This window comes from Pseudomonas sp. NFACC10-1 (genome assembly GCF_900119195.1).
In the GTDB taxonomy this organism is placed as follows: Bacteria; Pseudomonadota; Gammaproteobacteria; order Pseudomonadales; family Pseudomonadaceae; genus Aquipseudomonas; species Aquipseudomonas cerasi.
This window is the reverse complement of record NZ_FPJB01000004.1, coordinates 182,668-209,253: the sequence shown is the minus strand read 5'-3', so window position 1 is coordinate 209,253 and position 26,586 is coordinate 182,668. Positions and strand designations below refer to the sequence as shown.

The following is a 26,586-nucleotide window of genomic DNA, read 5'->3' as shown; positions in this document are numbered from 1 at the left end:
TCTCTTTTGGGAGGAAGGGTGGTTGCGATTGATCAGGTGCGAGGCTTGACCGGTGCTTGGTCGCGCTCGAATAGCTGGCCAGGGTGCGGAGCCTCAGCGAACAGCGTTACCTGGCCGCCGGTGCCGACGTTCATCGGGGTATCCAGCGCGGTGTTCTCGCTACGGGTGCCGCGCTTGGTCGGCACCTTGTAGTCGAGCTTGTGTTTGATTTTCACCATGTGGGAATCGCCGATCTGGCTCATGTCTAGGGTGATGACCAGCTTCCCGGCCTTGCCGTGCTCAACAACGCCCGAGGCGACTTCGGAAATTGCGTAACCGATCTGGCTGGCGAACGCGCCGCCATTCAGCTCGTTCAGGAATTCGGTTGTATCGGTAGGCGTAGACATTGGAGTTTCTCCGGGGGCTTGATTCCACTGGGTGGGATGTTGAGTTGAAGAGGGCGGCGGCGATGGTTGGCGCGGGACTGCATGCGCTTCACTTGCGATAGATCCTGTTCACCGGGTAATCAATGTTGAAGTCTGCGATGAGTCGTTCCATCAGCGTGCTGCTGATGCCGATCAGGTTCTTGGCGGCGTACCGAGACAGCCCGCGGTCCCTCGCTTCCTTGATGCGCAGAACGTTCAACGCATCCGCGACGGGGTCTATGCGCTGGACCTTCACACGCGAAAGGTGTGGGCTTGGATCGAAGCGCTTGTACTCGAACCGGTGCTCGGCGGCGATCTTACGCAGCATGTGGTGGCTGACCCCGGTGGTACGGCTCACGTCGGTGACGGTGGTTGTCTGTGCCATGTGGCGGATCTGCGCGACCACCTCATCGCTGACGTGGCCCCGTGGGAGATTCGTCTTAGGGGGCGGTGGAGTTGATGCGCGCATCGCTTCCTTGGTCCGGCGGCGAGGTGCTGGCTTTGCTGCTGGCCCCATGCGTCCGTCTGGCCTGGGCTTGTATGCGAAACCCTGCAGCGTGGCGATCACGCCGCCGCTCTTCAGGAACTCAGCCACTTCGGCCTCAAGGACGGCGGACCGCTCTTTGTTGCGCTGAATCGTGCTCAGCTCTGGACTGATCATCAGCTTGCACCGTACAGCGCGAACAGCGCCAAGCCGGTGGCGATCGCAGCAGTCCAGCGCAGCATGTGAGTGGCGAACGACAGCTGACGTACAGGCTGGGCTTCCAGTTGCTCAGCGATTTTGCACGCCGCGCAGTGGCCGCGATGAACGCCGCGCACAGTACCGGTTGAACGCTCGACGATGCCGAACTCGTTATTGCCATTTGGCACGACCGTGAAGCGCGGCAGAGCTGCCGGGTTCTTGCGGCCGACCTTGTCGTAAAACTCGGCAGTGGAAAGGGTGCAGCGCTGACGCAGGCCTTCGAGGATTGCACGACGCTGGCTGATTGTCTGATGCATATGAGGCTCCTTGACCGCATTGGCCAGATGCCAGGCGCGGGTGACCAAACCCAGCCGTGAGACTGGCCTGGCACCTGCCGATGCGGTCGTAACGATTTGGGGGAGGGTGATGCAGGGGGCCGATTTAACGGTTTGAACTCATCCGCATCGGAGATTGATCGGAACACCAGGGCGCTACCCCTGCTTGATTCCCGCCGCGTTTCAGGTATTGGCCGACAGATTCGGCTCAGGACTTTTCCGGGGCTTTGCGATCCTAGCGCTGCAGCCCGCTTGGGCACGCTCCGATCAATCTCCGATGCGGACTGGTCTGCGTTGAAGCGTTCCAGGCGATCGGGAAGGTCTCCAACCTTCAGACGGGGACTCTGATTATTTACATTGCCGTAGGCCCGTGAAGCGGCAATTTCTGTCTGGCTTTCGCCATGTTCCTTGGTGCTGCTATCAGCAGATCGCCGCCACTGGCCTCAGCTTGTCCGAGCCCTTACGGCTGATCTTCTGTTCGTACCCGCCCCGGCGTGACTCAGGGGCTCTGCGCTCGCGCCTCATCGATTCATCGCCCAGCACCGCGTGCAGAACGATGATCGACATGAACAACAGGCAGAGCGGGGAAATGATCTGTCGGCGCATGGCCTCGGCGATCATCGCTGTCTGGCGATTCACGCCGAGTTTGAACATTGCGACCGACAGCCGCTTCACAACCGTGCCCGGCGCGATGCCGAACGTGCGGGCGATTTCCTTGGCTGTGCAGCCCTGGGCGGCTGACAACAAATACTGCAACTCTCGCGGCGCAAGACCACGGCCGAGGTGGCCTCTCCATGCCCCGCATACGATGGTGGTATCCATTACGTCTACTCGGTGGTTGTCATCCCAAAGCACCCGGTAAGCCAGGTGCTTTGGTGATGATGTGCACCGCGACCCGCTGCTGGCGTCGGTCGCGGCTTGCTGCGTTAGCGATGTTGGTCAGTTGCCCGCTGTTGATTGCAGGGCTAACCGGTCGTTTTCATAGGTTGGCGGTGAGCTTCCTCCCCAGGGCGTCAATCAACATCTGTATCTGTTCGCCGTGGATCACAGGTCCCTACAACATGCACGCTGCAGCTCGTTTGCCCGGTTAGATGGGCAGGGTGCATGAGGTCCAGCACCCCTTAACGCCGAAGCTCAGGGTGCTAATTCGAATCGGTGTCTCTCCCTTCTGCCGCCGGGATTCGCGGGGCGCATTGCTTGCCGGGTCATTCACTCGGTCAAGGCGTTTCACCATCGTCAGCCGTACAGGGTTTTCCCTGTCGTGGGCAGCCCTTCGGGGCTGTCTGATCGCCGGTCGCCGGTAGAGGCAATGCGGTCTGTTGTTTGTTGCGCAGGCTGTTAAAGAACTGGTCGATCCGCTAAGCCTGTTGAGGGGTTGTGTTGCGTTTCGATGGATAAACAATAAGCCAATGCCTAATTTTTGTAAATAGGTAATGCCTAACTATTTTCGCGTACGTCTCGAGCGGAAAATGGAGCCGGTTAGGTTTTACTTTTTTGGATCAGCTGGGATAAGCTTTTAAAGTCTGGATGGACATACAGTATTTGCTGAGGGGGATTTGTGGCGCGGCAGAGCAATAGGAAAGAATCACTATCCAAGCCACTGAGCGGCATGGAGCGGCTATCGCTACGCGTGTCGTCGATGATCAATCATCCGATCGCGCAGCAGAGGCGGACGGTCAGGATTCATCGTCTAGATACTGACGGGGAGAGGGAGTGGCAGGAGATGCTCGGCGCTCTGGCGGAGGCGGGGGGAGTCGCCCTGAAGCATCATGAGCAAGATGCTTCGATCACTTTGCGCTGGGGGCCATCAGCAGATGATGAGCGACAAACACTCGTTGTGGACCAGCTCAATTCGGAGGAGGCCGCGCCGTTCTGACAGAAAATGCCCGCGAAGGTGGCGGGCTTCAATCATGCGGCTTTGGCTGCCCTTGGGATCTTAGCGTCTGGCACGGTAATCCCTTCTTTGAAGAACATCACCTCGTCGCCAACGTAGCGAGCCTGCGCGGTGTAATGAAGGCCGTAGTTGAGCACTTCATTTTCTCTGTACATCTCGCAAATCTCTGGGGCGCTGTCATAGGAGACGACCCAAGGGCGCTGGAACTCTGGCGATTGAAGGAGCCCTGCAATCTGCAGGTGGTCTTCATGCTTATAGAAATTTCGGTACAGGCCGCGCCCTTTCACATAGTAAGGCGGATCCAGGTAGATCAATGACATTTCTGGTAGAAGGCCTGAGGCACGATTAAGGAGCTGAAAAGCATCCTCGCAGTAAACGCTGATCGACTTAGCATTAAGAGCAATGCGCTCCAGTCTCGCCGAGATCATTTCCTTACTGAACCTGGCGTCTAGCTTGTAGGTTCCAGCCTGCGCCTTACCGCCGATTACGCCACCTTTTAAGATTCCTGACCGGTTGGTGCGATTCACGAATAGAGTGGCAAACCCGCGCTCTGCTATCGTTAATTCTTGATCTTGCCCAAGCATGACCGAGCGCCAGTGATGCCACTGATCCATAGTGATCGGGGTGTCGTGGAGCAGTTTGACCAATCCATCCGGATCGGACGTTGCGGCCAGCCAGAACGCGTAAACAGCGGGGTCTAAATCGTTGATGTGGATGTGGGATGCGTGTCCTTCAAAAAGAAGCTCCAGTGCCACCCCAGCACCACCGGCGAACGGTTCGAGATAATGCCCTCCGGCCAGCCTATTAGCACGCATAACCTCCGATATGAAAGGTGCAAATCTAGCCTTCCCTCCGGGGTAGCGCAAAGGGCTGTAAAGTTTTTTAGAATACATTCGAAAATTCATCCCTGAAGATGGATTGGAGGCAACCCGATTCTAGCATTAATCAGGTTCAATGTATCCATTAATGAAACAGTGAATTGATCTTTGTCAAGGTTATGCGTTACATAATGAGTTACGTATTTATTGAATTCCCCCGAGCATGATTTAGACCATGCCTTACATGCAGATATTTTAGTTGTGACTTCATTTAGGACGTCAGCTTCAGATAAAGATATACCCATGCTGGAAAAATCACCAAGAAACGCATCTCTTTCTTTTTTGAATTTTTCAAAGAATAGATCGTTATTTGGTCTTGTCATGATGTAATATATCATGCGTCTTTCCAGTGCGAGTCCATCTGTGTCGGGCAGGCGGAGGCAGAAGTCCTGGATTTTTAGGTTGCTCATGAATTTATCAGAAACGTCCGCATCTAACACAACAAGACTGTGTTCGAAAAGGACCGGGAATCGTGAGCACGCGTCTGCTAATGGTTTTACCTCAGTATATGCGATGCCAGGCTTTGAGCTATTAATATCCAGTGACTGATGAAACTCTAGAGTGTCAAGAATCTCGCGCTTCCTGATAATTCTTTTTAGAAAATGTATGGCGGTCTCATCTTCGCAAAATATTTTAAGCTTTCTGATTTTTGCCAGCTCTATAGGGCTAGTAAAGGTAAGCTCTTTGTAAGCAAGATCGTAAGATGGGTTGTGCAATATAGGGTAGTTGGAGCCGACAGCTTTCGACTTGCTAACAAAATTTACAGCAATTTGACCTCTTTCAAGCAATTCTGAGTGTTTCAGATAAATGTCGGATATGAGACCCAAGGAGTGAGTCGTGACTATGACTTGAGTTTTGAAGTCTCCGGCCCATCTCAAAAGGTAGTCAAACAAGCGCAGCTGCGCCACCGGGTGTAGCGTAGCTTCAAATTCGTCGATACATAATATTCCACCACCAGTTTTCTGGCCCACTTCAAAGTCACGCTGAAATCCTATTAGTCGGTTGAATATGGATCCTAGGTTATCTTCACCGGAAGATATCGACTCCCAGTCATAGCCTAAATCACCTCCGCTAGGCGCCCAGGTTGACTTTATCTTTGGTCTATAAACGCCTACAAAAGAACCATAGCTAGAGCTTGGAAATACCTGTTCGTAGAATTTCTTTAATTGCTCTTTTTCGCCCGCTGATAGTAATGGTATTGGCGTCGCCTTACGCTGAGCTGCGAGATCAACAATGGGATATAGACGTTTTAAATTCAGAAAAGATGTGTTGTACGAAAGATTGCCATCGCCTTGCTCCGAGCCAGATACTACTATCCTATGACGATTTGTCTTGTCTGCCGTAAAATAAATTTGAACTGGCGACCTAATGTAACGACCATCGGTCATTTCGGAGATGATTGCATACTCATAATCTTCCAAGTCATACGTCTTTGAAAGATTAAAAACTTCAGATAGAGTCGTCTTCAATCTCTTTCCCAAGCCATCTTCAGCACTGCTGGAAAATGGGTGGGCTATCAACGCCATCAACGACGTCTTCATAGTTCCATTACGGCCTGACAAAACCGTGAGTTTTGAACCTAGAACTATCTTCTGATTCTCGAGCGAGCGGAATCGTTGAATATCAATTCCCCTAACTCTAACAATTGGAATTGTTTTGTTATCGGTTATCCCTAGTTCTGCTTTTGTTTCCCCTTGAGGGAGAGGACTTGCCTTGGATGTACTCACTGTAATACCGATAATAGGTTGAAGGGTTTGTGATGTGCCATAAAAAAATTTCGCTGCGCAGAACTCTGCAGCCTTTATTACTAGACCGGGTTCCCGTTCCAGACAAACAGTACTCGCGCCTGGATGTATGTCTCTTCGATGAAGATATCCTCGGACTTGTGCTTGCGGTTATCTGAGATCATTTTGAGCTTATCTTTGCCCTTCATCTGCAGACGTTTTATGTACTGGAAGCCCTGATATGAGAAGTAATAAATCCCGTCACCGACGAATTCCTTTACGCTAATGTCCACCAGGCATGGGTCGCCATGCTTAATTGTAGGAGTCATTGACTGCCCCCACCCGGTGATCACCTTTAGGTGGTAATGCTCTTTGAACTCAACCCCCATTGAGCGGAGCTGGGAGGGGCTAACCCGCACGTCCTGCAATAACTCAGGGTAGTCGTGAGCCACCTCACCACCACCTAAGGCACCCCGCACATCGTAGTGGGCAATCCAAACCTCATCGCCGACCCTGCCGGGCCTGTAAGCGTCACTCGCCAAAACGCTGACCGTTCTCTCCGGCTCGTTGCCCTCAGCAATCGCCAGAATCCTTTGCAGGCGATCCTCGCCCAGGCTTTTGCCCGACAGCATCTCGCGAACCTTATCTGCAGCAGATAGTGCAGGCGCATTTTCATTCACTGCATAAACGGACTGCTCTGAAAGGTCGCCGGAAACGCTCGAGTAGGAGAAGCCTGGGCGCAACCCCCAGTGCTCCGGCCCGACCACGTCCGAAAAATAGGCGATAACGTCCATCAGCTTCGACTTATCGATCCGGCCGTTATTCACCCAGCCCTGGACCGACGGGGGCTTCACTGAGAAGTCGTCTGCAAGTTTCTTCTTTGATACGCCCTTGGCGATCCGCGCGGCCTCGATGGCGGCGCCTAAATCCGGTCCGGTAAGCATTGCCTAATTTAGCCTATTGGTGAGTTGGTTAGGCAATGGCTTGTACTGAGATAAGGTAATGCCTTATATTCACGGCAGAATCTCCAGGAGACAACACATGAAATCAGCAGAAGCAGCCAAAGAAGCTTCCCGCTTGCTTGGCAGCCAAGCGGAAATGGCGCGTCGCCTGCGGGTTACGGCGCCCACCGTCAACCAATGGTGTTCGGGGGAGCGTGCTGTTCCTGCTAAGCGCGCCCTGCAAATCGAGGCATTGACCGACGGTGCAGTAGCTCGTGCTGATCTTTGCCCATCTTTTCCTTGGGGCCAGATTGGTTCTGGGCCAAGACAAAACCTTTCAGTCGCTTAACCCATTTATAAGCGAAAGGTGCAACACATGTAAGACGAGCTAGGCCACTTGAACGGCAAGGAAATAATTATCCGCTCAGGCGGGAGGGGCAGGTAGTACAGCGGATGGGCTGTTAATTCATCCAGTACGAAGTTTTAGAAACAAAAAGGCCCGAGTAGGGCGGGGAGAGGGCGATGAGTAAGAGAGTAGGTCCAGCGCACGCTGGCGTGGAGGAACGAACCCAAGTGTCCCCTGGTAAGAACCAGCCATCTGGCTCGGCATGTGATGCAAAAGTAAAAGCAGCACAGCCGGTTTGGGTGCTGGACAGCCGCGGCGGCATTCACTTCGCCACCGCAATTGTCAGTAAGCCTGAAACTTAGATCAGTGAGTGGGCTTATTCATCAGCTCGATTATTTCGAGGTGATCAGCCTCCACGCAGCTGATTGGCAGCTCAAAAGCAGCTCGATCGCCTACGCCTTGCATCTTGTGCTTCAAGGTTTTGATCGCTTTATCCAAGGCTTCGATGTTGAAGCCTGGCGTTTGAGTAGCTGCGATTTTCAGCCCGGCCAGAGCGACCATTACACCTGCTTCGAAATCTGAAATTACCGGTTTTGACATGTTCGGTCTCCGTGACCTTCTTGTGTGGAAGCAGAAAGCTACCACGGATGCACCGGACACCTACAGAGCTTGAAATTCAGGCAAAAAAAAGCCGGTGGCTAGACCGGCTTCTTCACAACATTACGAGACAGATTATGCACATCAGACCTGAGCAAGGCAACACAGGCAAAATTGGAGTATCACTGTGAGCGTTCAAGCAATGTCGTGGGCGCTACAGATCCCGCGCGTGACCCTTTCCGATTCCAGCGCTAGGCACGTCCTGCTGTGCTTGGCCAACTACGCCGGTACTGACGGACGCGGGGCGTTCCCTTCGGCCACCACTCTGAGCGAAGACACTGGCCTTTCTGAGCGCACAGTTCGTTCCAAGCTTGAGCTGTTGAGGGCGTCCGAACTGATCGTCCCAGGCAATCAAGCGCTGGCCGCTGTGTATATCGAGCGGCACGACCGCCGACCAGTTGTTTATGACCTGCCGATACAGCGGGGTGCAAATCCTGCACCCCGGATAGAGCGGGGTGCAGATGACGCCACGGGGTGCAAATTACAGCAGAACGGGGTGCAGAATTCGACCGAACGGGGTGCGAAATCTGCACCCAATACATCACTTAACCATCCATTAACCGAACAGCAGCAGCCGCGCGAGATTTCGGAAGTGATCGACGAACAGGACAAGCAGGCCCTGGAATCGACCGACGATCGCCAGCGCTTCGCCATGTTTGCCGACTGGGCACCAGAAGTCCGTTACTTGATCACCCAGGCTCAGATCGCCGGAGTCAAACCAACCGATATCTCTGACGCGCTGATCCGCAGTTTCATCGGCTGGTTTGTGGCCAAGCAGAACACCGTAGACACATCCGCCGGTTGGTGTAACCGCTTGGTGGGCTGGTACGTAAAAGAGCGTGCAAAAGGCTCGCTCTTAGCCGATGAGGAAGTGGCAGTCGGTGGCGACTGGGCTTCAAAGGGGGTGATCCTGTGAGTGGGCCTGTTCGAGCTGGTTACCTGGTACGGAATCGGAGAACCGATCCGACCTACACCCCACCGCCTGCGGTCTCTGTCGAGATCGACCCGGCCACCCGCCAAGTAATCGACGAATTGTTTCTGCGGCTGCGTGGAGCTTGCGGCGCATGGAGACAGTCTTGGCCGACCGAGGAGGTGATGAACGCCGCAAAACTGGAGTGGCTGGCGGAATTCATGCGCTCCGGGATCAACTCAATGGATCAACTGCGCCACGGTATGCGAATGGTCAGCGCGAGCAAATCAGCATTCGTGCCCGCGCCTGGCGTGTTCGTGAGCTGGTGTTTTGCTCCAGAGGGTCTTGGCCTACCCAGCGTCGAGGTCGCGTATTCCCAAGCTCTGCGTAACTCACACCCAGGCATGGAAGGGCGCGGCAAGTGGTTTCACCCGGCGATCTACCACGCCACTGCCGCCTCCGGCTTTCTCAGCCTGCAAACGCTTCCCCGCGACCTGGGGATGACTCGCTTTGAGCAGAAATACCTCGAGCAGTGCCGCAAGATCTGGCGTGGTGAAGAATTGCCCCCCGTGCCGGTAGCTCAGCTCGCAGCACCGGGCAAATCAATCACCCCCGAAGTGGGGAACAAGGCGTTGGCCGCGCTCCGTGCCAAGCGCAGCGGAGACGTGCAATGAGCAAACTCACCAACGCAGCGCGTGACCGCGAGTGCCAGATCCGTTACCCAGGATGCTCGAGCGAATCCTCGACCACCGTGCTCGCCCATTACCGACTGGCTGGTACTTGCGGCATGGGCATCAAGCCAAACGACCTGCAGGCCGCTTGGGCGTGTGCTTACTGCCACGACATCGCCGATGGCCGCCTGCGCGCCCCGGCGGTGTTGAGCCGAAACGAAGTCCGCCTGTTTCACGCCGAGGGCGTCATGCGGACCCAGGACGTGCTCATTCGTGAAAGGAAGGTGAAGGTGTGAAGTCCGCCGAAATGAAGTTGTTCAAACCTAAGCGAACCCGCGCCAAGCCTGTCGACCGTGAGGGCCTGGAGCAGGCCGCATTGCTGCGCGAGCTCAAGCTACGTATGCCTCTGGTGGCTGCGCTGATCTATCACGTTCCCAACGGTAGCCACCGGCACAAGCTGGTTGCGATCAAGCTGAAAGAGCAGGGCGTGCGCGCCGGTGTGCCCGATCTGGTGCTGCCCATGGCTCGTGGTGGGTACTTCGGTCTGTACATCGAGTTCAAAGCCACGCCGCCGCACGACGCTGCTGTATCGGGCAGCCAGTACGAGTGGATACGCCAACTCGGCGAGCAAGGCTATCTGGCGATCATCTGCCGTGGTCACTTCGACGCGATGGAGCAGATCCGCGCGTACCTACGACTTCCTCAGACCACGGTGGCAGCATGAACCATCAATTCAAGCCGGGCGATCCGGCGCTGATCGTGGGATCTAGCAGCAACCTGTCTCCGAATATTGGAATGGCAGTTGAGCTGGTTCAGCATCTGCGTATGAATGATAAGTTCAGCCTTCCAGATGGCAGACCGCTTCTAAATCGAGGTCCTGCTTGCTGGTTGGTTCAGGCCCCTGGGCTGGCGGCAGCTCTTCACCACGGGGGCTGGGCAGACATTGGCGGTATAGCACTGGTTATGGAGCATCACCTCGTCCCGCTGCGCGGTGACTTCGCCCCAGAGCAGCAGAAAGCGCAGGCGGTGCCGGTATGACGGCTGCCGTGCGCATCACCGATGCTGAAATCAAGCGCCAGGCCGCTGGCACCGAGCGTGACCTGCGCGACGTGGAGAACCGTGGCCTGTACCTGCGCTTTACGCGGGACCGCGCCCGGGCTTCGTGGTATTTGGTCAAAAAGGGCGAATGGAACCACATAGGTAGCTTCCCCGATCTGTCAGCCAAGCAGGTCGTTGCGGCATTGCCTGCCATCCGCTTGCGCCTTGATGCCGGTGCCGGTTCGAACCTGTCGAAGTGGGTCACGACGGGCGAGCTGCTGGACTGGTACGCAGACCGCATGGCGCGCGACCGCAGCCTGTCCGCGAAGCGCAAGAAGACCGGCGCGTCGCTAATCAAGTGCCACCTCAAGCCGCGTCTTGGAGACCTGCCGCTGACCGGTATCGACAAGGCCAGCCTGGACGATCAGTTCATGTGGCCAGCGCAGGAGACCATCGGCATCGATTACGTGCGCTCGGCGTTCCAGCTGCTGGCCCTGGCATTCCGGCAGGCTTTCAAACTCCGGTTGATCGCGGCCAACCCGATGAAGGACATCAAGTTCAGTGACTTCTCGAAAGCCAAGGTCGGCATCAAGCCTTCCCGGCTGCGCGGCACGCAGCTGCAGGACCTTATCGCGCACCTGCTGACCGTGCTTGAGGACGAACCGGCGGACGGCCTCCTGGCGCTGATGATGCTCTGCCACGGCACCCGCATCGGCGAGACGCGGCAGGCGCGGTGGGCACACATCAGCCTGGCAGAGCGGGAATGGTTCATTCCTGCCGAGAACACCAAGACCGGCGTCGAGCACCACCTACCGCTGACAGACCAGGTACGCAACCTGCTGATCAGCTATCGGGACATTCAGTTGGCCGGCGGGTACAGAGGACAGTTCCTGTTCCCGTCCCGCAGCGGCAACGCACTGAGCGAGGGCCAGGCCAGCGCAGTGTTCACCCGGCTGGGTCAGGGCGAGTGGACGAGTCACGATCTGCGCAAGGTCGCGCGTACTGGCTGGGCAGACATCGGCATCGACCATCTGATCGGTGAGCTGCTGATCAACCACGCGATGGGTCACAACGTGAAGGTGTACATCCAGTCGGACGTGATGAGCCGCAAGCGTGATGCCCTTGAGAAGTGGCACGCGCATCTAGATTCAAAGGGCCTGAACCGCATTCAGACATTGACCGGCTTTAGATCGGGAGATTCTGGTAACGGGCTACAGGACACGGAACATAAGGGCTGCGACCCTATTCAAGAATCAACCATAGGCGAGGTTTAAAAATGGCCGAATTAATCGCAAACGTGTTGTTTACAGGCCAGGTCGCCACGCTGGTTGAGGGTGAGAGCGCCGCCGACGGTAGCCCTATTTATGAATGCAGCGGCCGCCGTTATTCGGCCCCCTTGCGGATTGGCGTTATGGACAAGCACGGCAATCCAGTCCACGGCCAAAACCTTTGGGTGGCATTGAGGGCTATAGCGCCGGAGGCAGATCAGTGAAGAAGAGTCACGGGCCTGACCTGCGTCGTCGAGTGATCCCACTAAAGACCTGCGATATGTGTCGTGGTCGCGCAGTCATCAAAGGCGTTTTCCACGATCTGGACTGCATCGCCTGCAATGCATCGGGTTGGGTACGGCAAGACAACGGCGAAGCGTTGGAGGCTCAGGAATTGATTACGCAACTGAGCTTCAATCTTCAGAAAGCCATGAAACAGCTTGCCCAGTTCGTTGACCTTAATCAGACCGTCGATGCTGCTGCCGCCAGGCATTACCAACAGAACAACCGTCTGGGTGCAGGCGGAACGCATTACACAGGGGATTGACCATGAAAAAGCGTACATACGTCGACAAGCCATTGGGCGACACCGAATACCTGCTGGAAAACTGGGGTTCTTGGCGGATGTCTGGCATGGGCGTGCCGCGCTATGTCTCCCCGCTGGCAGCCTTGATGAACCAGTGCGCCCCAGAGGCGACTGCAATGAGTTATGTCATCACCGACGACACTGCAATGCTTGTGGATGCAGCTATCGCAAGGCTGATCGCGCGCAACCAGCAGATGGGCGACTTCATCTGGTGGTACTTCGGCTCCAAGTGGACGATGGTCCGGATCGCCGAGACTCATAAGATGTCGGAACGGTCAGCACGCGAAATCATCCGTCAAGGGGTGGCATGGCTTGACGGTGCTTTGGGGAATTTTTGCGAAGCAGCGTAAAAAGTTCTTTCAGGCCTGATAAACACCTGTTTTGATGGCACGGTGTTTAGCTGTTCCAGCGCGGCACCCACCCAATTCCAAAGGCTCGCCATATCGGCGGGCCTTTTTCATTTCTGGAGTAACGATGGACCCGACCGACCTCGGCCCAGGCACCGCCACCTGGCTGGGCGGCACGGGCACCATTCTGCTTGGTGGCTTCCTCTGGTTGAGGAAATTCCTCTCCAGGGATGCGACCGATCGCGCCATGGACAACGCCGATATCGGCACCGTCCGCAGGCTGAACGAACTGCTCGACTCTGAGCGCCTGGCTCGCAAAGAAGCCGAGGCCCGAGCCGACCAGTTCGCCAAAGAACGTAACGAGCTGGCCGCCGCTGTTGGCCGTATGGAAGGGAAGATTGAAGCCCTGACCGGCCAGGTTTCCCAGCTCACTGACAAGGTGACCAGCCAAAGCGCTGAGATAGCCCGTCTGCGTTCACAGCTTGGAGGTATCAACTGATGGAAAGATGCGTTAGAGACTTCATCGCCCGGCGGTGGTGGCGTCGCCTGGAAGTGTGGGTGATTGCCTCGCTGTTGGTAACTGGATCGTTCGCGCTGGGCTTCGGTGCCTCGCAATGGTCACTTGCCAGTTGGTATAGCGCCCAAGTCTCCGAAGTGCGCCGTGGTTATGACGAGGCCACCGTGCAACGCGACATGCGCCTGAACAAGCTGGCCAAGACCGCGACCGATGCAGCTGTTAAGGTTGAGGGCGCAGCGGGGAAGGCGACAGAAGCTGCCGACACCGCGAGTAAGGCAGCTGACAAGGTACATGAGGTGCTGGAGCGCCAGACAACGGACTTAACCCCAAATGACTAATCAACTCTATTGGACAGATTAGTCACTCCTCACTGAACAGACGTGCGCGTATGACCATTACAGGGTAGCGAAGCCATCCACCCTCCTCGAAAGGCTGTCTTCGCATTTTGGTAATTTCAAACGTGTGATAGTTATGGTGGCCGTCGTAAAATACTAAGGAGACCATATAGGTGCCAGCCCACAGTTTGAACGGAGCCAGCTTAAAGCTAAGAGTACCGCTACCACTTACGGCACCACCGGTGTTGTCAGCCCCAACATACGACACGGTTTCACCTTCAGTGTAAGTGAACTCGACGTCTTCAAACTCTATATCTTCGTCTTGCCCGGTAATGCAAAACTTGGCGTTTCCTTTTCCTTGAATCATGTCAGTTTACCTGGACGAAGTAGAAGTCTAGAGATACGCGTGTTTCATTGGAAACTCAACAGTTACAGGCGTTGTAATAGCGTCTAGTGACATTACCGTATTTCAATTCGCGCTGTAGGTACGAGATGTCCCGCACGCGTTGAGCAAGGTAGATCCCAAAGTTATGGCTTGTTTCGGCTGCGCTGCGCGGCGTGATTGGATTAAAAAGTGGACCAAGGTGGCATATGAACGAGCACAGCAACTCCTTGCTAAGCCAGATCCTGGCCGAGCAGCTGAAGCAGACCCAACTGCTACAGCGGATGGCAGAGCAGCAGACGCTGCTGGTCAACGCACTGAGTGAAGAAGAGCCGGAAGACCCCGATACCCAGCACCGCACCTACCTGGACGGAACACTATGCCGTTGAGGCCGCAGAAGCCATGCAATGCCCAGGGCTGCAACACATTGACCCGCAACCCTCGGTACTGTGAGGCCCATAAGGATGTAGGCAAGCAGTTCGAAGTGAAGCAGCGGGAGAAGCAACGCGAGACCAGCAGCCAGCGCGGCTACAGCTACAAGTGGCAACAGGCGCGCAAGGGCTTCTTGGCTAAGCATCCGCTATGCGTAGAGTGCGAGCGCGTTGGACGTGTCAAAGCGTCGACAGACGTTGATCACATCGTTCCTCACAAGGGTGACATGGACCTGTTCTGGGATCGATCCAACTGGCAGGCCATGTGTCATCCATGCCACAGCACTAAGACAGCGGCAGAGGACGGCGGATGGGGCAACACCCAGGCTGCCCCGCGCCGCTGACCGAAACGAGAACGATTCCCGTCAAGATTCACGAAAATGCACCGACATGGTGCGCGCACTAGTCTGGTGCGGTAGGGGAGGGTCAAAAGTCTGGGCCCTTTCGCTTCTAGACCGCGCCCTCAATCGTTTTTTTACACCCGCGAAATTAAAAATTCTGGAGTTGCGCGATGGGAGGTACCGCCACGGTCGCCGGCCGTGGTCGCAAACCCAAGCCGACCGCCAAGAAAGCACTAGCCGGAAATCCCGGCAAACGCGCGCTGAATAAGGCCGAGCCCGCTTTTTCGAAGATCACAAATGTTGATCCGCCCGAATGGCTCAGCGACCGCGCTTCGCAGATGTGGAAGATGATTGTTCCCGAGCTTCTGCGCGAAAACGTGGTCGCGATAACTGATTTACACAACGTCGAAGCGTTCTGCGTTGCATACGACAACTGGCGAATGGCGCAGGAGTCAGTCCAGGCCCACGGCATCGTGGTTACTGGTGCCACCGGCGGACCGATGAAAAACCCGGCACTGACCGCCGCGAACGAAACGATGCGGCAAATGGTTACGTTCGGGGCGATGCTCGGCCTTGACCCGGCCAACCGCACACGTCTTATCGGAGGAAACAAGGAAAAAGAGACCAACGAATTCGAAGAACTATTGAGATCCTGAATGGCCAAGTCCGCCCACCCCAACGTTGATAAAGCGATGGTTTGGGGTAGGTCTCTGCTACGTGGAAAGGTGCCAGCTTGTCGGTACATCCATCAGGCAGTGCAGCGCCATTTCGATGACATGGCAGCCAGCCGCAAGCGCGGGTTCAGGTTCAAGTTCGATCCGGCGAAGGCTGAGAAAAAGCTCAAGCTGATCCAGCTGCTGCCGCATACCAAGGGCGAATGGGCTTTCAAGCGTCAACGGATCACGCTCGAGGGGTGGCAGCTGTTTGGGCTGGCCGTAACGTTTGGTTGGGTCAAAAAGAGGGGGGGGCACCGCAGGTTCCGTGAAAGCTACTGGGAAGTGCCGCGCAAAAATGGCAAGTCAGTCGTAGCCGGTGGCGTAGGCATCGGCATGTTCGTTGCTGATGATGAGTACGGCGCCGAAGTTTATTCCGGAGCGACTACCGAGAAGCAGGCATGGGAAGTGTTCAGGCCCGCGAAGCTGATGGTGACGAAGTCGCCCAATCTGATTAAGGCGGCGGGCATCGAGGTCAATGCCTCGAACATGAACATCCCGTCCGACTTCAGCAGGTTCGAACCGCTTATCGGCAACCCGGGCGACGGTGCGTCACCCAGCTGCGCCATTGTCGATGAATACCACGAACACCCAACGTCTGCTCAGTACGACACGATGCTCACCGGCATGGGGGCAAGGCGTCAGCCGCTGATGTTCATCATCACCACGGCCGGCGCTGACATCGAGGGGCCTTGTTACGACAAGCGCCGCCAGGTGATCGAAATGCTTGCCGGCACGGTACCCGACGACGAGCTGTTCGGCTGGATCTGGACGCTTGATGAGGGCGACGACTGGACCGATCCCAAGATGCTGGCCAAGGCCAATCCGAACCACGGCGTATCCGTGTTTCAGGAGTACCTGGAAAGCCAGTTGGCCCGCGCGATCCGCTCGGCTCGGTTCACCAACACCTTCAAAACGAAGCACCTCAACCTTTGGGTGAGCGCCAAGTCTGGCTTCTTCAACATGCAGGACTGGAAGGCTTGCGAGGACACCTCCCTTACGCTCGATCAATTCGAGGGGCAAGAGTGGATCGCCGGTTTCGACCTTGCGCGAAAGCTGGACATGAACTCGAGGGCGCGCCTGTTTTGGAAGGTGATCGACGGAAAGACTCACTACTACAGCGTGGCTCCCAAGTTTTGGGTGCCATACGACACCGCTTATGACAGCGACAACAAGCGGATGTCCGAGCGTTTCCAGGCCTGGCTGAACTCGAAACACCTTGAGGTCACCGATGGTGCCGAGATCGATTACCGCGAAATTCTAGAAGACACCAAAGAGGCGAACAAACACGCACCGCTGCGCGAGTCGCCGATTGACCCACACGGTGCTACTGGGTTGAGCCATGACCTCGACGACGAGGGGTTCAACCCGATCACCATCACCCAGAACTACACCAACATGTCTGACGCCATGAAAGAGCTGGAAGCGGCTATCACCGCTGGAAGGTTCCACCATGACGGCAATCCGATAATGACCTGGTGTATCGGCAACGTGATCGGCAAAAACATGCCCGGTAACAACGACGTAGTACGGCCCATCAAACAGGGCGATGACAACAAGATCGATGGCGCTGTTGCACTGATCATGTCGGTCGGGCGGGCGATGATGCAAGTCGTTGTCGGCGATGGCGGCGTGGACCGATTCATGGATTCAATCCGGGACCCAATATTCGAATGAACACAGCATCAATCATTTACCTGCTGACTGCAGTGCTGGGCTTTGCCCTAGCGGTGGCAGGCGTTTACGTACTGCTTGGCGTGGGTTGGGCGCTTCTTGCCGCTGCTTCGTCGTGCTTCGTAGCGGCAGCATTCATTCGAAGGGGACTGACCGGTGGCTAAGTCTTTCAAATCCGTTTTGAGCGGTGCAATCAACGCGCCTCGGTCATCAATAATCGATTGGGTGGGCAGGTCGCTCTCCGGCAGCGCTTCCGGAATTTGGGCGCAAACCGTGGGCAGCACATCCGCCAATGGCAAAACCGTGACGATCAACAAAGCCATGCGCCTGGCCGCTTGCTGGTCTTGCGTGCGCCTCATCTCCGAAACGATCGCAACGCTGCCGCTCGGCCTATACCGGCGCATGCCTAATGGCGGTCGTGAGGTGGCCGGTGACAATGACCTGCATTGGATTCTTAACACCAACCCGAACAGCCGCATGACTGCTGTGCAGTTTTGGGAGGCCGTAGTGGCTTCGATGCTGCTTCGGGGTAACGCTTTTGTCGAGATCATCCGTATAAGCGGCCGGATCGTAGCGCTTGAATTCCTGTTGCCCAACCGCATGGATTTGGATGTCGCGGACAACGGCGAGATTCTGTACCGGTACCGGGAAAAAAACGGGCAGCTCCGCGATATTGCTGGCAGCAACATGATGCATATCCCTGCGTTCTCTCTGGATGGGCAAATCGGGCTCTCACCCATCGCCTACGGCGCCGACGTATTCGGCGCGGCAATGTCGGCAGAGGACGTTGCGAGCTCCACGTTCAAAAACGGCATGCACCAAACCGTGGCCTTTGAGGTTGATGCAACGCTGAACAAGCAGCAGCGCGACGATTTTCGCGACTATGTCCAACGCATCAGCGGGGCGATGAATGCCGGTAAATCACCGGTGCTGGAAAAGGGTGTATCCGCCAAGGTGATTGGTATCAATCCGGTGGACGCTCAGCTGCTGGAATCTCGAGAGTACAGCGCCGAAGAGATCTGTCGCTTTTACATGGTGGACCCGACGCTGGTCGGTTACAGCGATAAGGCATCGAATTGGGGGACCGGCCTTGAGCAGAAGTTGCTTCGATTCCTGACCTTCACGCTGCGCAGCTACATGCGCCGCATCGAGGAAGGCATCAGTCGCAGTTTGCTGGCTCCTGCGCAGCGCCGTCAGATTTACCCCGAGTTTTCCATTGAAGGCTTGATGCGTGCTGATAGCGCCGCACGGGCAACGCTGTATTCGGGGATGGTGCAAAACGGCATCTACACCCGCGACGAATGCCGCATGAAAGAGAACCTGCCCAAGATGGGCGGCAATGCCGGTGTACTAACTGTGCAAACCAACCTTTCGCCGATCGACAAACTGGGTCAGGGCGATGACGGGCAAGCCGCAAGGGCAGCTCTACAGAACTGGCTGGATCAGCCGGCAAACTCGAAGGAATAAATCATGCAACCAAAATCCAAGGCTGGCAGTTTTAACTGCGAGCTGAGCCCGCGCGCGCTCGACAGATGGAATCCCGCCATCAAGGCGGCCGTGGAGTCCACCAGCGATACCATCACCATCTACGGCGTTATTGGCCAGGACTGGTACGGGGAAGGCGTTACCGTCTCGCGTATCGACGCGGCCCTTCGCTCAATCGGCGACAAGCCAGCCACCGTGTACATCAATTCGCCAGGTGGCGACATGTTCGAGGGCCTGGCCATCTACAACCGGCTGCGCGAGCACAGCCAGCCGATCACAACCAAGGTCCTGGGCCTGGCCGCATCGGCTGCTTCGGTGATTTACATGGCCGGCGCAAAGCGGGAAGTGGCCAGCAGCGGGTTTCTCATGATCCACAACTGCTGGACGCTTGCAGTCGGCAACCGCCATGACTTGCGCGATGTAGCGAACACGATGGAAGAGTTCGACGCTGCGATGGCCGACCTTTACGCGGAAGGCAGCGGCCAGGCCGTTGCTGACATTGCCGAGATGATGGATGACGAGACGTTCATACGCGGCCGACGAGCAGTTGAGCTCGGCTTTGCAACGGCCGTTCTCTCTTCTGATGAAATCACCGAGCGTGAAGACGAGCAGGCCCAGCAGAGTAACGCGCTGAAAGCCATGGACATTGCTCTGGCAAAGGCCGGAATGGCCCGAAGCGAACGCCGCGAACTCTTCGCCAATTTCAAGTCCAGCACGCCGCGCGCTGCTGGCGGGGGTACGCAATACGCTGCCTCGTCCGATAAGCCACGCGCTGTCGCGCCAGACCTCACCGCCTCCCTGAGCGCGGCATCCGACATCCTCAAATCTTTCCAAGGACCATCGCAATGAGCGACTTCGAAAAGCAATACACCGAGCTGAATGCCAGCCTTAAGACCATTGGCGACCAGATCAAATCCCAGGCGGAGACCAGCAACAAGGAAATCGCCCGTCACGGTGAGATGAACGCCGAGACTCGTGCCAAGGTTGACGAGTTGCTGATGAAACAGGGCGAACTGCAGGCTCGCGTTCTGGAAGCTGAGCAAAAGCTTGTCAATGCCAACCGTGACACTCAGCGCATCGAGAGCCCGAAGTCCGCTGGCGAGTTGATTGTTACCAGCGAACACATGGAAGGCGTCAATTCGTCTTTCCGTGGCTCCCGTCGCGTTTCCGTACCCCGCGCCGCTATCACCACCACATCCGCCGGTGGCTTGGCGGCCACGGAGCGCCTGGACACTGTCGCGCTGCCGGGCATGCGTCGGGCCACCATTCGAGATTTGATTGCACCCGGCGAGACTGAGGCGGGCTCCCTTGAGTATGTCCGCGAAACAGGCTTCACAAACAATGCCGCGACCGTAACGGAGGGCTCCGCAAAACCGTATTCCGAAATCGAAACCGCCTTGATCACGGCGTCGGTTCGTACCATCGCCCATCTGTTCAAAGCCTCGCGTCAGATTCTGGATGACGCAAAGGCTTTGCAGAGCTACATCGACGCGCGCGCTCGTTATGGGTTGCTGCTCGCTGAAGAGGCTCAGTTGCTGTACGGCAGCGGAGCAGGTGCAAATCTGCAAGGGCTCGTTCCAGTTGCAAACCAATACGCGTCTCCAGCTGGCTGGACCGTAACCGGCGAACAGCGCATCGACCGGATTCGCCTAGCCCTTCTTCAATCCGAGCTGGCAGAGTTCCCTTCGGATGGCATCGTGCTCAACCCAACTGACTGGGCGCTGATCGAGTTGATCAAAGACAGCCAGGGCCGCTATCTGATCGGTCAGCCGCAGGAAGGCACTGCGGCTCGTCTGTGGAATCGCCCGGTAGTCGCGACCCAAGCCATGAAGCCAAACGACTTCCTGGTGGGAGCCTTCAAACTTGGTGCGCAGATCTTCGACCGGATGGAAGTTGAAGTTTTGATTTCTACCGAGAACGACAAGGACTTCGAAAACAACATGGTCACGCTTCGCGCCGAAGAGCGTCTGGCGTTTTCCATCTACCGTACCGAAGCCTTCGTCACTGGCAAGCTCACGGCTGCCGCCGCTGCGGCCTAAGCTGCCCAACCCCTAAAGTGGCCGGCACCGTCGGCCCACCGAGGTGAGACATGTCAGATGTATTGATCAAGCCGCTGCGGGCTTACGAGGACCGCGGCATCATCCGTGATACCGACAACGAGCCTTATGCCGCGCCTGTATGGCTGGCCAAGGAGCTGGAGCAACTCAAGCTTTGCAAGATCGTAGGCGAGGCTGAAGCGCCTCTGGATTTGGCAAAGCCCGAGGCAGATCCGAAAAAAAAGGTCGAAAAAAAATGACCGTGGCCGCTGCTGATCTGCTCCCAATAGAGCTGATTCGCAAGCAATTGCGTGTGGACTATGATGACGAAGACGACCTCATAGCCCTATATGCCGAATCGGCTTTGGCGTGGGCTCTCTGGTATTGTGACAACCCAGACCTCGCAGATGTGAGCGATTTTCCCGCCAGCTTCAAGGCGGCATTACTTTTGTTGATCGGCCACTCCTTTGCAAATCGGGAGGCGGTTGTGATCGGAACAATAACTGCCGAATTGCCAATGGGCGTTGAACCACTGCTTTGGTCTTGTCGGAGCTGGTCGGGTCCCCCTGACCATGTGGTGCTCTCATGAGAGCTGGACGACTTCGACATCGCATTACGTTTCAGGCGCTGGGCCGCATGCAGGACCCTAAAACCGGTGAGGAGCTGGAGAGCTGGCAAACGGTGTGGGACAAAGTCCCCGCAGCGGTCGAGCCGCTGAGCGCCAGGGACTTTATTGCTGCCCAAGCCAGCCAGTCAGAGGCCACCGCGCGGATAGTGATCCGATACCGAGCCGGCGTCCTGCCGACGATGCGGATCCTTTACCGAGGGGATGTCTACGACATCAAAGGCCCGGCGCTGCCCGATCCCGATTCAGGTCTGGACTATCTCACCATCTTGGTGGCCGAGGGGGTCAACGATGGCTGACTCAGTGGATTTCCAGCTGGTGGGGATTGACTCTCTCGTTGGAAAACTCGAATCGATCACTCAGGACATGAAGCGTAAGGGCGGGCGGTCGGCGCTACGTAAGGCTGCCCAGCTGGTGGCCAACAAGATGAAAGAAGGCGCGCAGCGGATAGACGACCCTGAAACAGGCCGATCTATCGCGGACAACGTCGCTCTTCGCTGGAACGGGAAATTGTTCAAGTCGAGCGGGGACCTCGGTTTCCGGGTTGGTGTTCTGCAAGGCGCTGTCCTCAAGAAGGGCGGCGACAAATCTGCGAACGCTGCGACGCCTCATTGGCGCCTCATCGAATTCGGTACTTCCAAAATGCGTGCAGATCCATTCGCGCGAAAGGCGTTGGCCGACAACATAACCGAGGCAACCAATACATTCATCACTGAATACGAGAAGGCCATTGACCGCGCGATTAAACGAGCGGCCAAGGCTTCAGGGGGGGCGTGATGTCATATGCACCCATATTCGCCGTATGCGCTGCTGACGCCGGGGTAACGGCACTACTGGGCGTCAGCCCCACCAGGCTTTATCCGTTCGATGATGCGCCCGAAGGCGTGGCGAAGCCGTATGCAGTCTGGCAACTCATCACCGGCAGTCCAGAAAACTACCTCGCCGGCCGTCCTGATGCTGACAGCTTCACGCTGCAGGTCGACGTGTATGCCGCTACAGGCGCGCAGGCAAGGGCAGTGACTGACGCAATCAGTCACGCCATTGAGCTGCAAGCTTACGTGGTCCGCTGGGGTGGCGAGAGCAAAGACGCCGAAACAAAGTTGTACCGGTCGAGTTTCGATGTCGACTGGATAGTGCTCCGGTAGCCCCAACCAACTTTACAGCCCGCCATGAGCGGGTTTTTTTATGCCCGACATTTGGAGAACACAATGGCGATTTTGACTCAAGGCACCCAGATGTATGCGCTGGTGCCTACAACCGCAGACCCGACAAAGCTGGAGGTCATTGAGGTGGAATGCATTACAGCGTTCAACCCGGGCGGCAACCCAGCAGACCAAGTTGAAATTACGTGCCTGAGTGACAAGGTAAGGCGATACCTGCGCGGCTTGCGCACGCCTGGACAGGCTTCGTTCTCAGTAGACGCTGATCCGAAAAACGCCTCACACGTCCGGCTTTACCAGCTTTCCGAGGATGACTCGGTCGAAAATACGTCGTGGGTCATTGGCTGGGCTGACGGCTTCGATATCAAGCCCACCTTAAATGCGGCTGGCGATGATTTCGAGCTGCCACCGACACGCACTTGGTTCGTGCTCGACGGCTATGTCGCCGACTTCCCATTCGACTTCGCAGGAAACACAGTCGTTAAGACTGCGGGCACCATCCAGCGCTCCGGCGGCTCCGCCTGGATTCGCAAGTCGGCTAACGCATAAGGCATCGCGATGAAATTAAGTCTTGAAAGCTTGCGCGGCGTGGGTGCGTTCACCGGTCGCCCGGTCGAGAAAGAAATCAAATGGCAGCAGGGCGAAAAAGAATTCGTCGCCACGGTCTACGTCAGGCCGCTGGGGTTTCAAACGGCGATCAACGATGCACTATCCGCCGCTGGCAAGGTGCAGGTTCACGCGGGCCGAATTGCCGCAAGTATCTGCGACGAAGAGGGAAAGCCCGTCTTCACGGTTGAAGACATCACCGGAGAAGCTGATCCAACGCGTGGCTCGCTCGACCCCAGCCTGACTTTCGCGTTGCTGACAGTCATCGCCCAGGTCAACAACCTGGGAAAGACGGCGCCCTCTCCGACGACGAAGAGTTCTGGCACGAGCTCGTCCTCGCCGGCATCGGCGGGCGTACGATCGCGGAAGCCAAGGAAAGCCTCAGCCTGAACGAGTTCAGGTCCTGGCTGAAGTACCGGGCGCTACGTGGCTCTCTGAACATCGGCATGCGGGTGGAACGAGGATCGGCATTGCTCGCAATGATGTACGCCAACGTGAATTACAAGGACGGTCCGTACAAGATTTTCGACTTCATGCAGCATGAGGTCGAGCCGGCCATCAGTCTCGAGCAGGCTATGGAAAGCTGGGCATAAAACTTAAAAGGCCCGCACAGCGGGCTTTACCTTTGGAGGCGAGTTGAATGAGCAAGTCACTGGGCACGCTCACGTTGGATTTGGTGGCCAGGATCGGTTCCTTCACTGGCCCTCTTGACAGGGCGAGCCAAGAGGCAAAGAAACGCAACGCGGAAATCGCCAAGTCTTTTGAAAACCTGGCCAAGGGTGTGGGCGTTGCCATCGCAGCTGTCCCTGCCGCTCTGACAGGGCTGGTCGCCTACACGGCCGGCAGCGCTAAGGAAATCTCCAACCTTGCAGCGCTGGCTGGTCTTGGAACAACCGAGTTCCAAAAATACGCAGCAGGCGCGAAAACTGTTGGCGTTGAGCAGGACAAGCTCGCGGACATCTTCAAGGATACCAACGACAAGCTGGGCGACTTTTTCAACACCGGCGGCGGCGAGCTGAAAGATTTCTTCGAGGTCATCGCGCCGAAGGTAGGTGTGACAGCGGAAAGTTTCAAAAAACTCAACAGCGCCGAAGCTCTTCAGTTGTATGTTTCGACCCTTGAGAAAGCGAATGTCTCACAGGCTGAAATGACCTTCTATATGGAAGGCATTGCCGACGAGGCTAGTGCTCTCGTTCCCTTATTGCGCAACGGTGGGAAAGAATTCAAGCAGCTTGGCGATGCTGCGGAGTCCGCCGGCGCTATTCTCAGCGTTCAAACCATAGCCGTCTCGAAACAGTTTTCGAGCGAGCTTATGGGGCTCATGCAGAACTTGCAGGGGACAAAAAACAAGATCGCTGATGATTTCATGCCAGTGGTTCAGCAATTGACAAAAGACCTTAACGACAGCGTCAAAGCGGGTGGCGGTGTAACAAAGGTCGTGGGGGAGATGGGCGAAAAGCTCGTTACCGCAACTGCATTTGTCGTTAGTGCTGGCGATGGAGTTACGAGAGTATTCAAGATCGTTTCGGATACCCTTGTAGGTATGTACGCGACGGCAGTTGGCTACACGTCTTCGATGATGGCGGATGTCGCGGCGGGTTTGGCAAAGTTCACCATCGGTGATGTGTCCAAACAGTTCATAGCAGACAGTGTGCGCCTGCGCGATGAGGCTAAAGTGAACTTTGGCGCTGCCGCTGAGGCGGCAGCTGGGATCAAGGCAAGTCTCGAAACGCCTCTCGCGGGCGATACGATTAAGAAATACATCACGGATGCGCGGGCTGCTGCAGGCGAGTACCAGCGCCTATTTGGTGGTACCGGCTTCAGTGATCAGGGTGGAAAGGGCAGCGGAGTCGACCCTAAAGCTCTGGAAGCGGCCAAGCAGGCTGCAAAGGACGCCGCGTCGGCGGCGAAGAAACTGAGCGATACCGTCAAGGGTTCTGAGACCGACCTGCAGCGTCAGATCGCGCTGATCAATACCAGCAAGGACGCGCAGAAAAACGCTACGGAAGTGGACAAGATTCGCTTCGAAGTTGCATCGGGCAAGCTAGTCGGGATCAACGCTGTTCAGCAGAAGCGCCTCGAGGGCCTGGCATCGGAGCTGGATGCTCTCCAAAAACTCAAGGTTGCGAACGAGGAAGAGGCCAAGGCCGTCAGCTTCCTTGCGACCCTCAAGGATGATAACGCTGCCACTCGCGGCGGCTTCGATATGGAGCTTGCTGGCGCAGGGATGGGCGACAAGGCCCGGGACCGCCTGAAGCAGGATATGGCCATTCAGGAGGATTACGCGCGCAAGGCTGCGGACCTCCAGGCGCAGCGCAACTCCGGCGATATCAGCGCCGAGCTGTACGCCAAAGAGACAGGCATGCTCTCCGAGGCGCTAGCCGAACGAATGGTCATCCAGCAGGATTATTACAATCGGATTGACGAGGCCCAGTCCAACTGGATGGCGGGCGTGAGTGATGCCTGGCAGAACTACGTTGATGCGGCCGAAGACTACTCGGCGATCGCGGCCGATTTCGTCTCCGGCAGCCTGAATGATTTGACCGGCGGCCTGGGCAACGTTTTCTCCGACGTGGTCACCGGTGCAAAGGACGCTGGAGACGCTATCGCTGACTTCGCGGGGAACATGGCGAAGTCGGTTATCAACGCTCTTAGCGACATGGCAGCGCAGTGGCTGGTATATCAAGGCATTCAACTGCTCGTTGGTAAAAGCGGGCAATCGGCGGCGGCCACCGGCTTGATCGCCAACGCGCAGGCAGCGTCTGCGCAGGCTGCGCTGAACGCTTACGCATCTACTGCTGGCATTCCATTGATCGGCCCGGAGCTTGCGCCTGCCGCAGCCCTCGCTGCTACGGCGGCAACCACCCCAATGGTCGCCGCAGTATCTGCATCGGCGCTCGCCGGTATGGCCCACAACGGCCTGGACAACATCCCGAAGGAAGGCACCTGGCTGCTCGATGGCGGTGAGCGCGTGCTCAACCCGAACCAAAACCGCGACCTGACGAAGTACCTGGCTGATAAGGCCGGGAGTGGTACTGGCGGGGCGCCGTCTTTCACCATCAACGCGCCTGTCACGGTCGAGGCACAGCCCGGCATGAGCGCTGCTGAAGCTGCAAGTCAGGGCAAGGCGATAGGCGACAGTGCTGCGGCGCAGATCCGCCAAGTGCTCCAGCAAGAAATGAGGCAGGGCGGCCTGCTCTGGAGACGCGCGTAATGGCTGAGACATTCGATTTTGATGTACAGGTCGGCGCGTCCGGCGATGTGAAGCAACGCACATGGTCGAACGACTTTGGTGACGGCTACACCCAGGCTGGCGGCGTCGGTATCAACACCAAGTCGCAGGCTTGGGACGTGACGGTGACCGGACGGTTCGCCGCTGGCCAGAAGCTCCAGCAGGTTCGGGACTTTCTGGACCGGCATGAGGGGTTCAAGTCATTCCTCTGGACACCGCCAGGCAGCGGGCAGGGCCGGTACGCCGCCAACGGCTACAAGTTGTCGACCCTCGGCAACGGCCTTCACTCGTTGTCCACGAACTTCAAACAAACATTCAAACCATGAAACAACATGATGCGGCAGAGCCGCAGGAGGATGAGATGGCGC

The 26,586-nt window shown here is 56.7% G+C and carries 40 protein-coding genes; 30 read left to right on the top strand and 10 right to left on the bottom strand.

Annotated features, from left to right (window positions below; translation table 11 throughout):
* Positions 1-32: 32 nt before the first annotated feature.
* The 4 genes from BT119_RS13235 to BT119_RS13220 form a co-directional block, all read right to left on the bottom strand.
* Positions 33-386, bottom strand: coding sequence for a hypothetical protein (locus BT119_RS13235; protein WP_016567829.1), 354 nt, complete (start codon positions 384-386; stop codon positions 33-35).
* A gap of 88 nt (positions 387-474) precedes the next feature.
* Positions 475-1,065, bottom strand: coding sequence for a hypothetical protein (locus BT119_RS13230; protein ID WP_072365971.1), 591 nt, complete (start codon positions 1,063-1,065; stop codon positions 475-477).
* On the bottom strand, positions 1,065-1,403 hold the full coding sequence (locus BT119_RS13225; RefSeq protein ID WP_072365968.1) for a hypothetical protein: 339 nt from the start codon (positions 1,401-1,403) through the stop codon (positions 1,065-1,067). The genes BT119_RS13230 and BT119_RS13225 overlap by 1 nt, the downstream gene beginning before the upstream one ends.
* A 438-nt stretch (positions 1,404-1,841) precedes the next feature.
* Positions 1,842-2,243: a response regulator transcription factor gene (locus tag BT119_RS13220; RefSeq protein WP_072365966.1), complete on the bottom strand. Its 402-nt coding sequence runs from the start codon at positions 2,241-2,243 to the stop codon at positions 1,842-1,844.
* A gap of 787 nt (positions 2,244-3,030) precedes the next feature.
* Between BT119_RS13220 and BT119_RS13215 the strand changes: the two genes are divergently transcribed.
* A complete protein-coding gene (locus BT119_RS13215; RefSeq protein WP_072365963.1) occupies positions 3,031-3,297 on the top strand; it encodes a DUF1654 domain-containing protein in 267 nt (88 codons plus the stop codon).
* A gap of 32 nt (positions 3,298-3,329) precedes the next feature.
* On the opposite strand, the gene BT119_RS13210 is transcribed toward BT119_RS13215, so the two are convergent.
* From BT119_RS13210 to BT119_RS13200, 3 genes are all read right to left on the bottom strand, one after another.
* On the bottom strand, positions 3,330-4,208 hold the full coding sequence (locus BT119_RS13210) for a DNA adenine methylase (RefSeq protein ID WP_072365961.1): 879 nt from the start codon (positions 4,206-4,208) through the stop codon (positions 3,330-3,332).
* Between the two features lie 8 nt (positions 4,209-4,216).
* Positions 4,217-5,920 (bottom strand): AAA family ATPase, encoded by a 1,704-nt coding sequence (locus tag BT119_RS13205; protein WP_139271360.1) that lies wholly within the window; start codon positions 5,918-5,920, stop codon positions 4,217-4,219.
* Between the two features lie 80 nt (positions 5,921-6,000).
* A complete protein-coding gene (locus tag BT119_RS13200) occupies positions 6,001-6,861 on the bottom strand; it encodes a S24 family peptidase (RefSeq protein WP_072365957.1) in 861 nt (286 codons plus the stop codon).
* 97 nt (positions 6,862-6,958) lie between these two features.
* On the opposite strand from BT119_RS13200, the gene BT119_RS13195 reads away from it, so the two are divergent.
* The gene (locus BT119_RS13195) at positions 6,959-7,207 is read left to right on the top strand and encodes a transcriptional regulator (protein ID WP_072365955.1); all 249 of its coding nucleotides are present in this window, start codon (positions 6,959-6,961) and stop codon (positions 7,205-7,207) included.
* 360 nt (positions 7,208-7,567) lie between these two features.
* On the opposite strand, the gene BT119_RS13190 is transcribed toward BT119_RS13195, so the two are convergent.
* A complete protein-coding gene (locus BT119_RS13190) occupies positions 7,568-7,804 on the bottom strand; it encodes a hypothetical protein (protein WP_072365953.1) in 237 nt (78 codons plus the stop codon).
* Positions 7,805-8,003: 199 nt separating this feature from the next.
* Here BT119_RS13190 and BT119_RS13185 point away from each other — a divergent pair, with 199 nt between their 5' ends.
* The 11 genes from BT119_RS13185 (at position 8,004) to BT119_RS13135 (ending at position 13,536) form a co-directional block, all read left to right on the top strand.
* On the top strand, positions 8,004-8,777 hold the full coding sequence (locus tag BT119_RS13185; RefSeq protein ID WP_072365951.1) for a helix-turn-helix domain-containing protein: 774 nt from the start codon (positions 8,004-8,006) through the stop codon (positions 8,775-8,777).
* Positions 8,774-9,445: a replication protein P gene (locus tag BT119_RS13180; RefSeq protein WP_072365949.1), complete on the top strand. Its 672-nt coding sequence runs from the start codon at positions 8,774-8,776 to the stop codon at positions 9,443-9,445. Before BT119_RS13185 ends, BT119_RS13180 begins: the two co-directional genes overlap by 4 nt.
* Positions 9,442-9,738 carry a DUF1364 domain-containing protein gene (locus BT119_RS13175; RefSeq protein ID WP_072365947.1) on the top strand — a complete coding sequence of 99 codons (297 nt, stop codon included), beginning with the start codon at positions 9,442-9,444 and terminating at the stop codon, positions 9,736-9,738. The genes BT119_RS13180 and BT119_RS13175 overlap by 4 nt, the downstream gene beginning before the upstream one ends.
* On the top strand, positions 9,735-10,166 hold the full coding sequence (locus tag BT119_RS13170) for a VRR-NUC domain-containing protein (RefSeq protein ID WP_072365945.1): 432 nt from the start codon (positions 9,735-9,737) through the stop codon (positions 10,164-10,166). Before BT119_RS13175 ends, BT119_RS13170 begins: the two co-directional genes overlap by 4 nt.
* Positions 10,163-10,480 carry a hypothetical protein gene (locus BT119_RS13165; protein WP_072365943.1) on the top strand — a complete coding sequence of 106 codons (318 nt, stop codon included), beginning with the start codon at positions 10,163-10,165 and terminating at the stop codon, positions 10,478-10,480. The genes BT119_RS13170 and BT119_RS13165 overlap by 4 nt, the downstream gene beginning before the upstream one ends.
* Positions 10,477-11,754, top strand: a complete 1,278-nt coding sequence (locus BT119_RS13160; RefSeq protein ID WP_072365941.1) for a tyrosine-type recombinase/integrase — start codon at positions 10,477-10,479, stop codon at positions 11,752-11,754. Before BT119_RS13165 ends, BT119_RS13160 begins: the two co-directional genes overlap by 4 nt.
* 2 nt (positions 11,755-11,756) lie before the next feature.
* Positions 11,757-11,972, top strand: coding sequence for a hypothetical protein (locus BT119_RS13155; protein WP_033833054.1), 216 nt, complete (start codon positions 11,757-11,759; stop codon positions 11,970-11,972).
* Positions 11,973-12,028: 56 nt separating this feature from the next.
* On the top strand, positions 12,029-12,295 hold the full coding sequence (locus tag BT119_RS13150; RefSeq protein ID WP_371857171.1) for a hypothetical protein: 267 nt from the start codon (positions 12,029-12,031) through the stop codon (positions 12,293-12,295).
* Positions 12,296-12,297: 2 nt separating this feature from the next.
* Complete coding sequence (locus BT119_RS13145) at positions 12,298-12,684, top strand: antiterminator Q family protein (RefSeq protein ID WP_005753633.1); 387 nt, start codon at positions 12,298-12,300, stop codon at positions 12,682-12,684.
* Between the two features lie 124 nt (positions 12,685-12,808).
* Entirely contained in the window at positions 12,809-13,180 is a 372-nt protein-coding gene (locus BT119_RS13140) for a DUF3450 domain-containing protein (RefSeq protein WP_046235173.1), read from the top strand.
* Positions 13,180-13,536, top strand: coding sequence for a hypothetical protein (locus BT119_RS13135; protein WP_046832810.1), 357 nt, complete (start codon positions 13,180-13,182; stop codon positions 13,534-13,536). Before BT119_RS13140 ends, BT119_RS13135 begins: the two co-directional genes overlap by 1 nt.
* Positions 13,537-13,558: 22 nt before the next feature.
* Here BT119_RS13135 and BT119_RS13130 read toward each other — a convergent pair whose 3' ends face one another.
* Positions 13,559-13,900 carry a hypothetical protein gene (locus tag BT119_RS13130; protein WP_072365939.1) on the bottom strand — a complete coding sequence of 114 codons (342 nt, stop codon included), beginning with the start codon at positions 13,898-13,900 and terminating at the stop codon, positions 13,559-13,561.
* A gap of 224 nt (positions 13,901-14,124) precedes the next feature.
* On the opposite strand from BT119_RS13130, the gene BT119_RS13125 reads away from it, so the two are divergent.
* The 4 genes from BT119_RS13125 (at position 14,125) to BT119_RS13110 (ending at position 17,077) form a co-directional block, all read left to right on the top strand.
* Positions 14,125-14,304, top strand: coding sequence for a hypothetical protein (locus tag BT119_RS13125; protein WP_072365937.1), 180 nt, complete (start codon positions 14,125-14,127; stop codon positions 14,302-14,304).
* On the top strand, positions 14,295-14,690 hold the full coding sequence (locus tag BT119_RS13120; protein ID WP_072365935.1) for an HNH endonuclease: 396 nt from the start codon (positions 14,295-14,297) through the stop codon (positions 14,688-14,690). The genes BT119_RS13125 and BT119_RS13120 overlap by 10 nt, the downstream gene beginning before the upstream one ends.
* Positions 14,691-14,857: 167 nt before the next feature.
* A complete protein-coding gene (locus BT119_RS13115; protein ID WP_053275509.1) occupies positions 14,858-15,343 on the top strand; it encodes a phage terminase small subunit P27 family in 486 nt (161 codons plus the stop codon).
* A complete protein-coding gene (locus tag BT119_RS13110; protein ID WP_072365933.1) occupies positions 15,344-17,077 on the top strand; it encodes a terminase large subunit in 1,734 nt (577 codons plus the stop codon). It abuts the gene before it with no gap.
* 47 nt (positions 17,078-17,124) lie between these two features.
* Here the strand turns inward: BT119_RS13110 and BT119_RS27505 are convergent, their stop codons facing one another.
* Positions 17,125-17,397: a hypothetical protein gene (locus tag BT119_RS27505; RefSeq protein WP_256573023.1), complete on the bottom strand. Its 273-nt coding sequence runs from the start codon at positions 17,395-17,397 to the stop codon at positions 17,125-17,127.
* Between BT119_RS27505 and BT119_RS13105 the strand changes: the two genes are divergently transcribed.
* From BT119_RS13105 to BT119_RS13045, 13 genes are all read left to right on the top strand, one after another.
* A complete protein-coding gene (locus tag BT119_RS13105; protein ID WP_083553792.1) occupies positions 17,396-18,541 on the top strand; it encodes a phage portal protein in 1,146 nt (381 codons plus the stop codon). The two genes, BT119_RS27505 and BT119_RS13105, sit on opposite strands and share 2 nt — an antisense overlap.
* A 3-nt stretch (positions 18,542-18,544) precedes the next feature.
* On the top strand, positions 18,545-19,408 hold the full coding sequence (locus BT119_RS13100; protein ID WP_003370668.1) for a head maturation protease, ClpP-related: 864 nt from the start codon (positions 18,545-18,547) through the stop codon (positions 19,406-19,408).
* A complete protein-coding gene (locus tag BT119_RS13095; protein ID WP_072365929.1) occupies positions 19,405-20,598 on the top strand; it encodes a phage major capsid protein in 1,194 nt (397 codons plus the stop codon). The genes BT119_RS13100 and BT119_RS13095 overlap by 4 nt, the downstream gene beginning before the upstream one ends.
* 50 nt (positions 20,599-20,648) lie before the next feature.
* Positions 20,649-20,855 carry a hypothetical protein gene (locus BT119_RS13090; protein ID WP_072365927.1) on the top strand — a complete coding sequence of 69 codons (207 nt, stop codon included), beginning with the start codon at positions 20,649-20,651 and terminating at the stop codon, positions 20,853-20,855.
* Positions 20,852-21,184 carry a head-tail connector protein gene (locus BT119_RS13085; RefSeq protein WP_058417216.1) on the top strand — a complete coding sequence of 111 codons (333 nt, stop codon included), beginning with the start codon at positions 20,852-20,854 and terminating at the stop codon, positions 21,182-21,184. Before BT119_RS13090 ends, BT119_RS13085 begins: the two co-directional genes overlap by 4 nt.
* Positions 21,181-21,519, top strand: a complete 339-nt coding sequence (locus BT119_RS13080) for a phage head closure protein (protein ID WP_058417217.1) — start codon at positions 21,181-21,183, stop codon at positions 21,517-21,519. Before BT119_RS13085 ends, BT119_RS13080 begins: the two co-directional genes overlap by 4 nt.
* Positions 21,512-21,997 (top strand): HK97-gp10 family putative phage morphogenesis protein, encoded by a 486-nt coding sequence (locus BT119_RS13075; protein WP_072365924.1) that lies wholly within the window; start codon positions 21,512-21,514, stop codon positions 21,995-21,997. Before BT119_RS13080 ends, BT119_RS13075 begins: the two co-directional genes overlap by 8 nt.
* Positions 21,997-22,365: a DUF3168 domain-containing protein gene (locus BT119_RS13070; RefSeq protein WP_046832800.1), complete on the top strand. Its 369-nt coding sequence runs from the start codon at positions 21,997-21,999 to the stop codon at positions 22,363-22,365. Before BT119_RS13075 ends, BT119_RS13070 begins: the two co-directional genes overlap by 1 nt.
* Positions 22,366-22,428: 63 nt before the next feature.
* Positions 22,429-22,929, top strand: a complete 501-nt coding sequence (locus BT119_RS13065) for a phage tail tube protein (RefSeq protein WP_072365922.1) — start codon at positions 22,429-22,431, stop codon at positions 22,927-22,929.
* A gap of 9 nt (positions 22,930-22,938) precedes the next feature.
* Positions 22,939-23,376 (top strand): phage tail assembly chaperone family protein, TAC, encoded by a 438-nt coding sequence (locus BT119_RS13060; RefSeq protein WP_054986373.1) that lies wholly within the window; start codon positions 22,939-22,941, stop codon positions 23,374-23,376.
* A gap of 80 nt (positions 23,377-23,456) precedes the next feature.
* On the top strand, positions 23,457-23,579 hold the full coding sequence (locus BT119_RS27500) for a hypothetical protein (protein ID WP_256573022.1): 123 nt from the start codon (positions 23,457-23,459) through the stop codon (positions 23,577-23,579).
* Between the two features lie 47 nt (positions 23,580-23,626).
* Positions 23,627-26,200: a phage tail tape measure protein gene (locus tag BT119_RS13050; RefSeq protein ID WP_072365918.1), complete on the top strand. Its 2,574-nt coding sequence runs from the start codon at positions 23,627-23,629 to the stop codon at positions 26,198-26,200.
* Positions 26,200-26,544, top strand: coding sequence for a phage tail protein (locus BT119_RS13045; RefSeq protein WP_072365916.1), 345 nt, complete (start codon positions 26,200-26,202; stop codon positions 26,542-26,544). The genes BT119_RS13050 and BT119_RS13045 overlap by 1 nt, the downstream gene beginning before the upstream one ends.
* Positions 26,545-26,586: the final 42 nt, after the last annotated feature.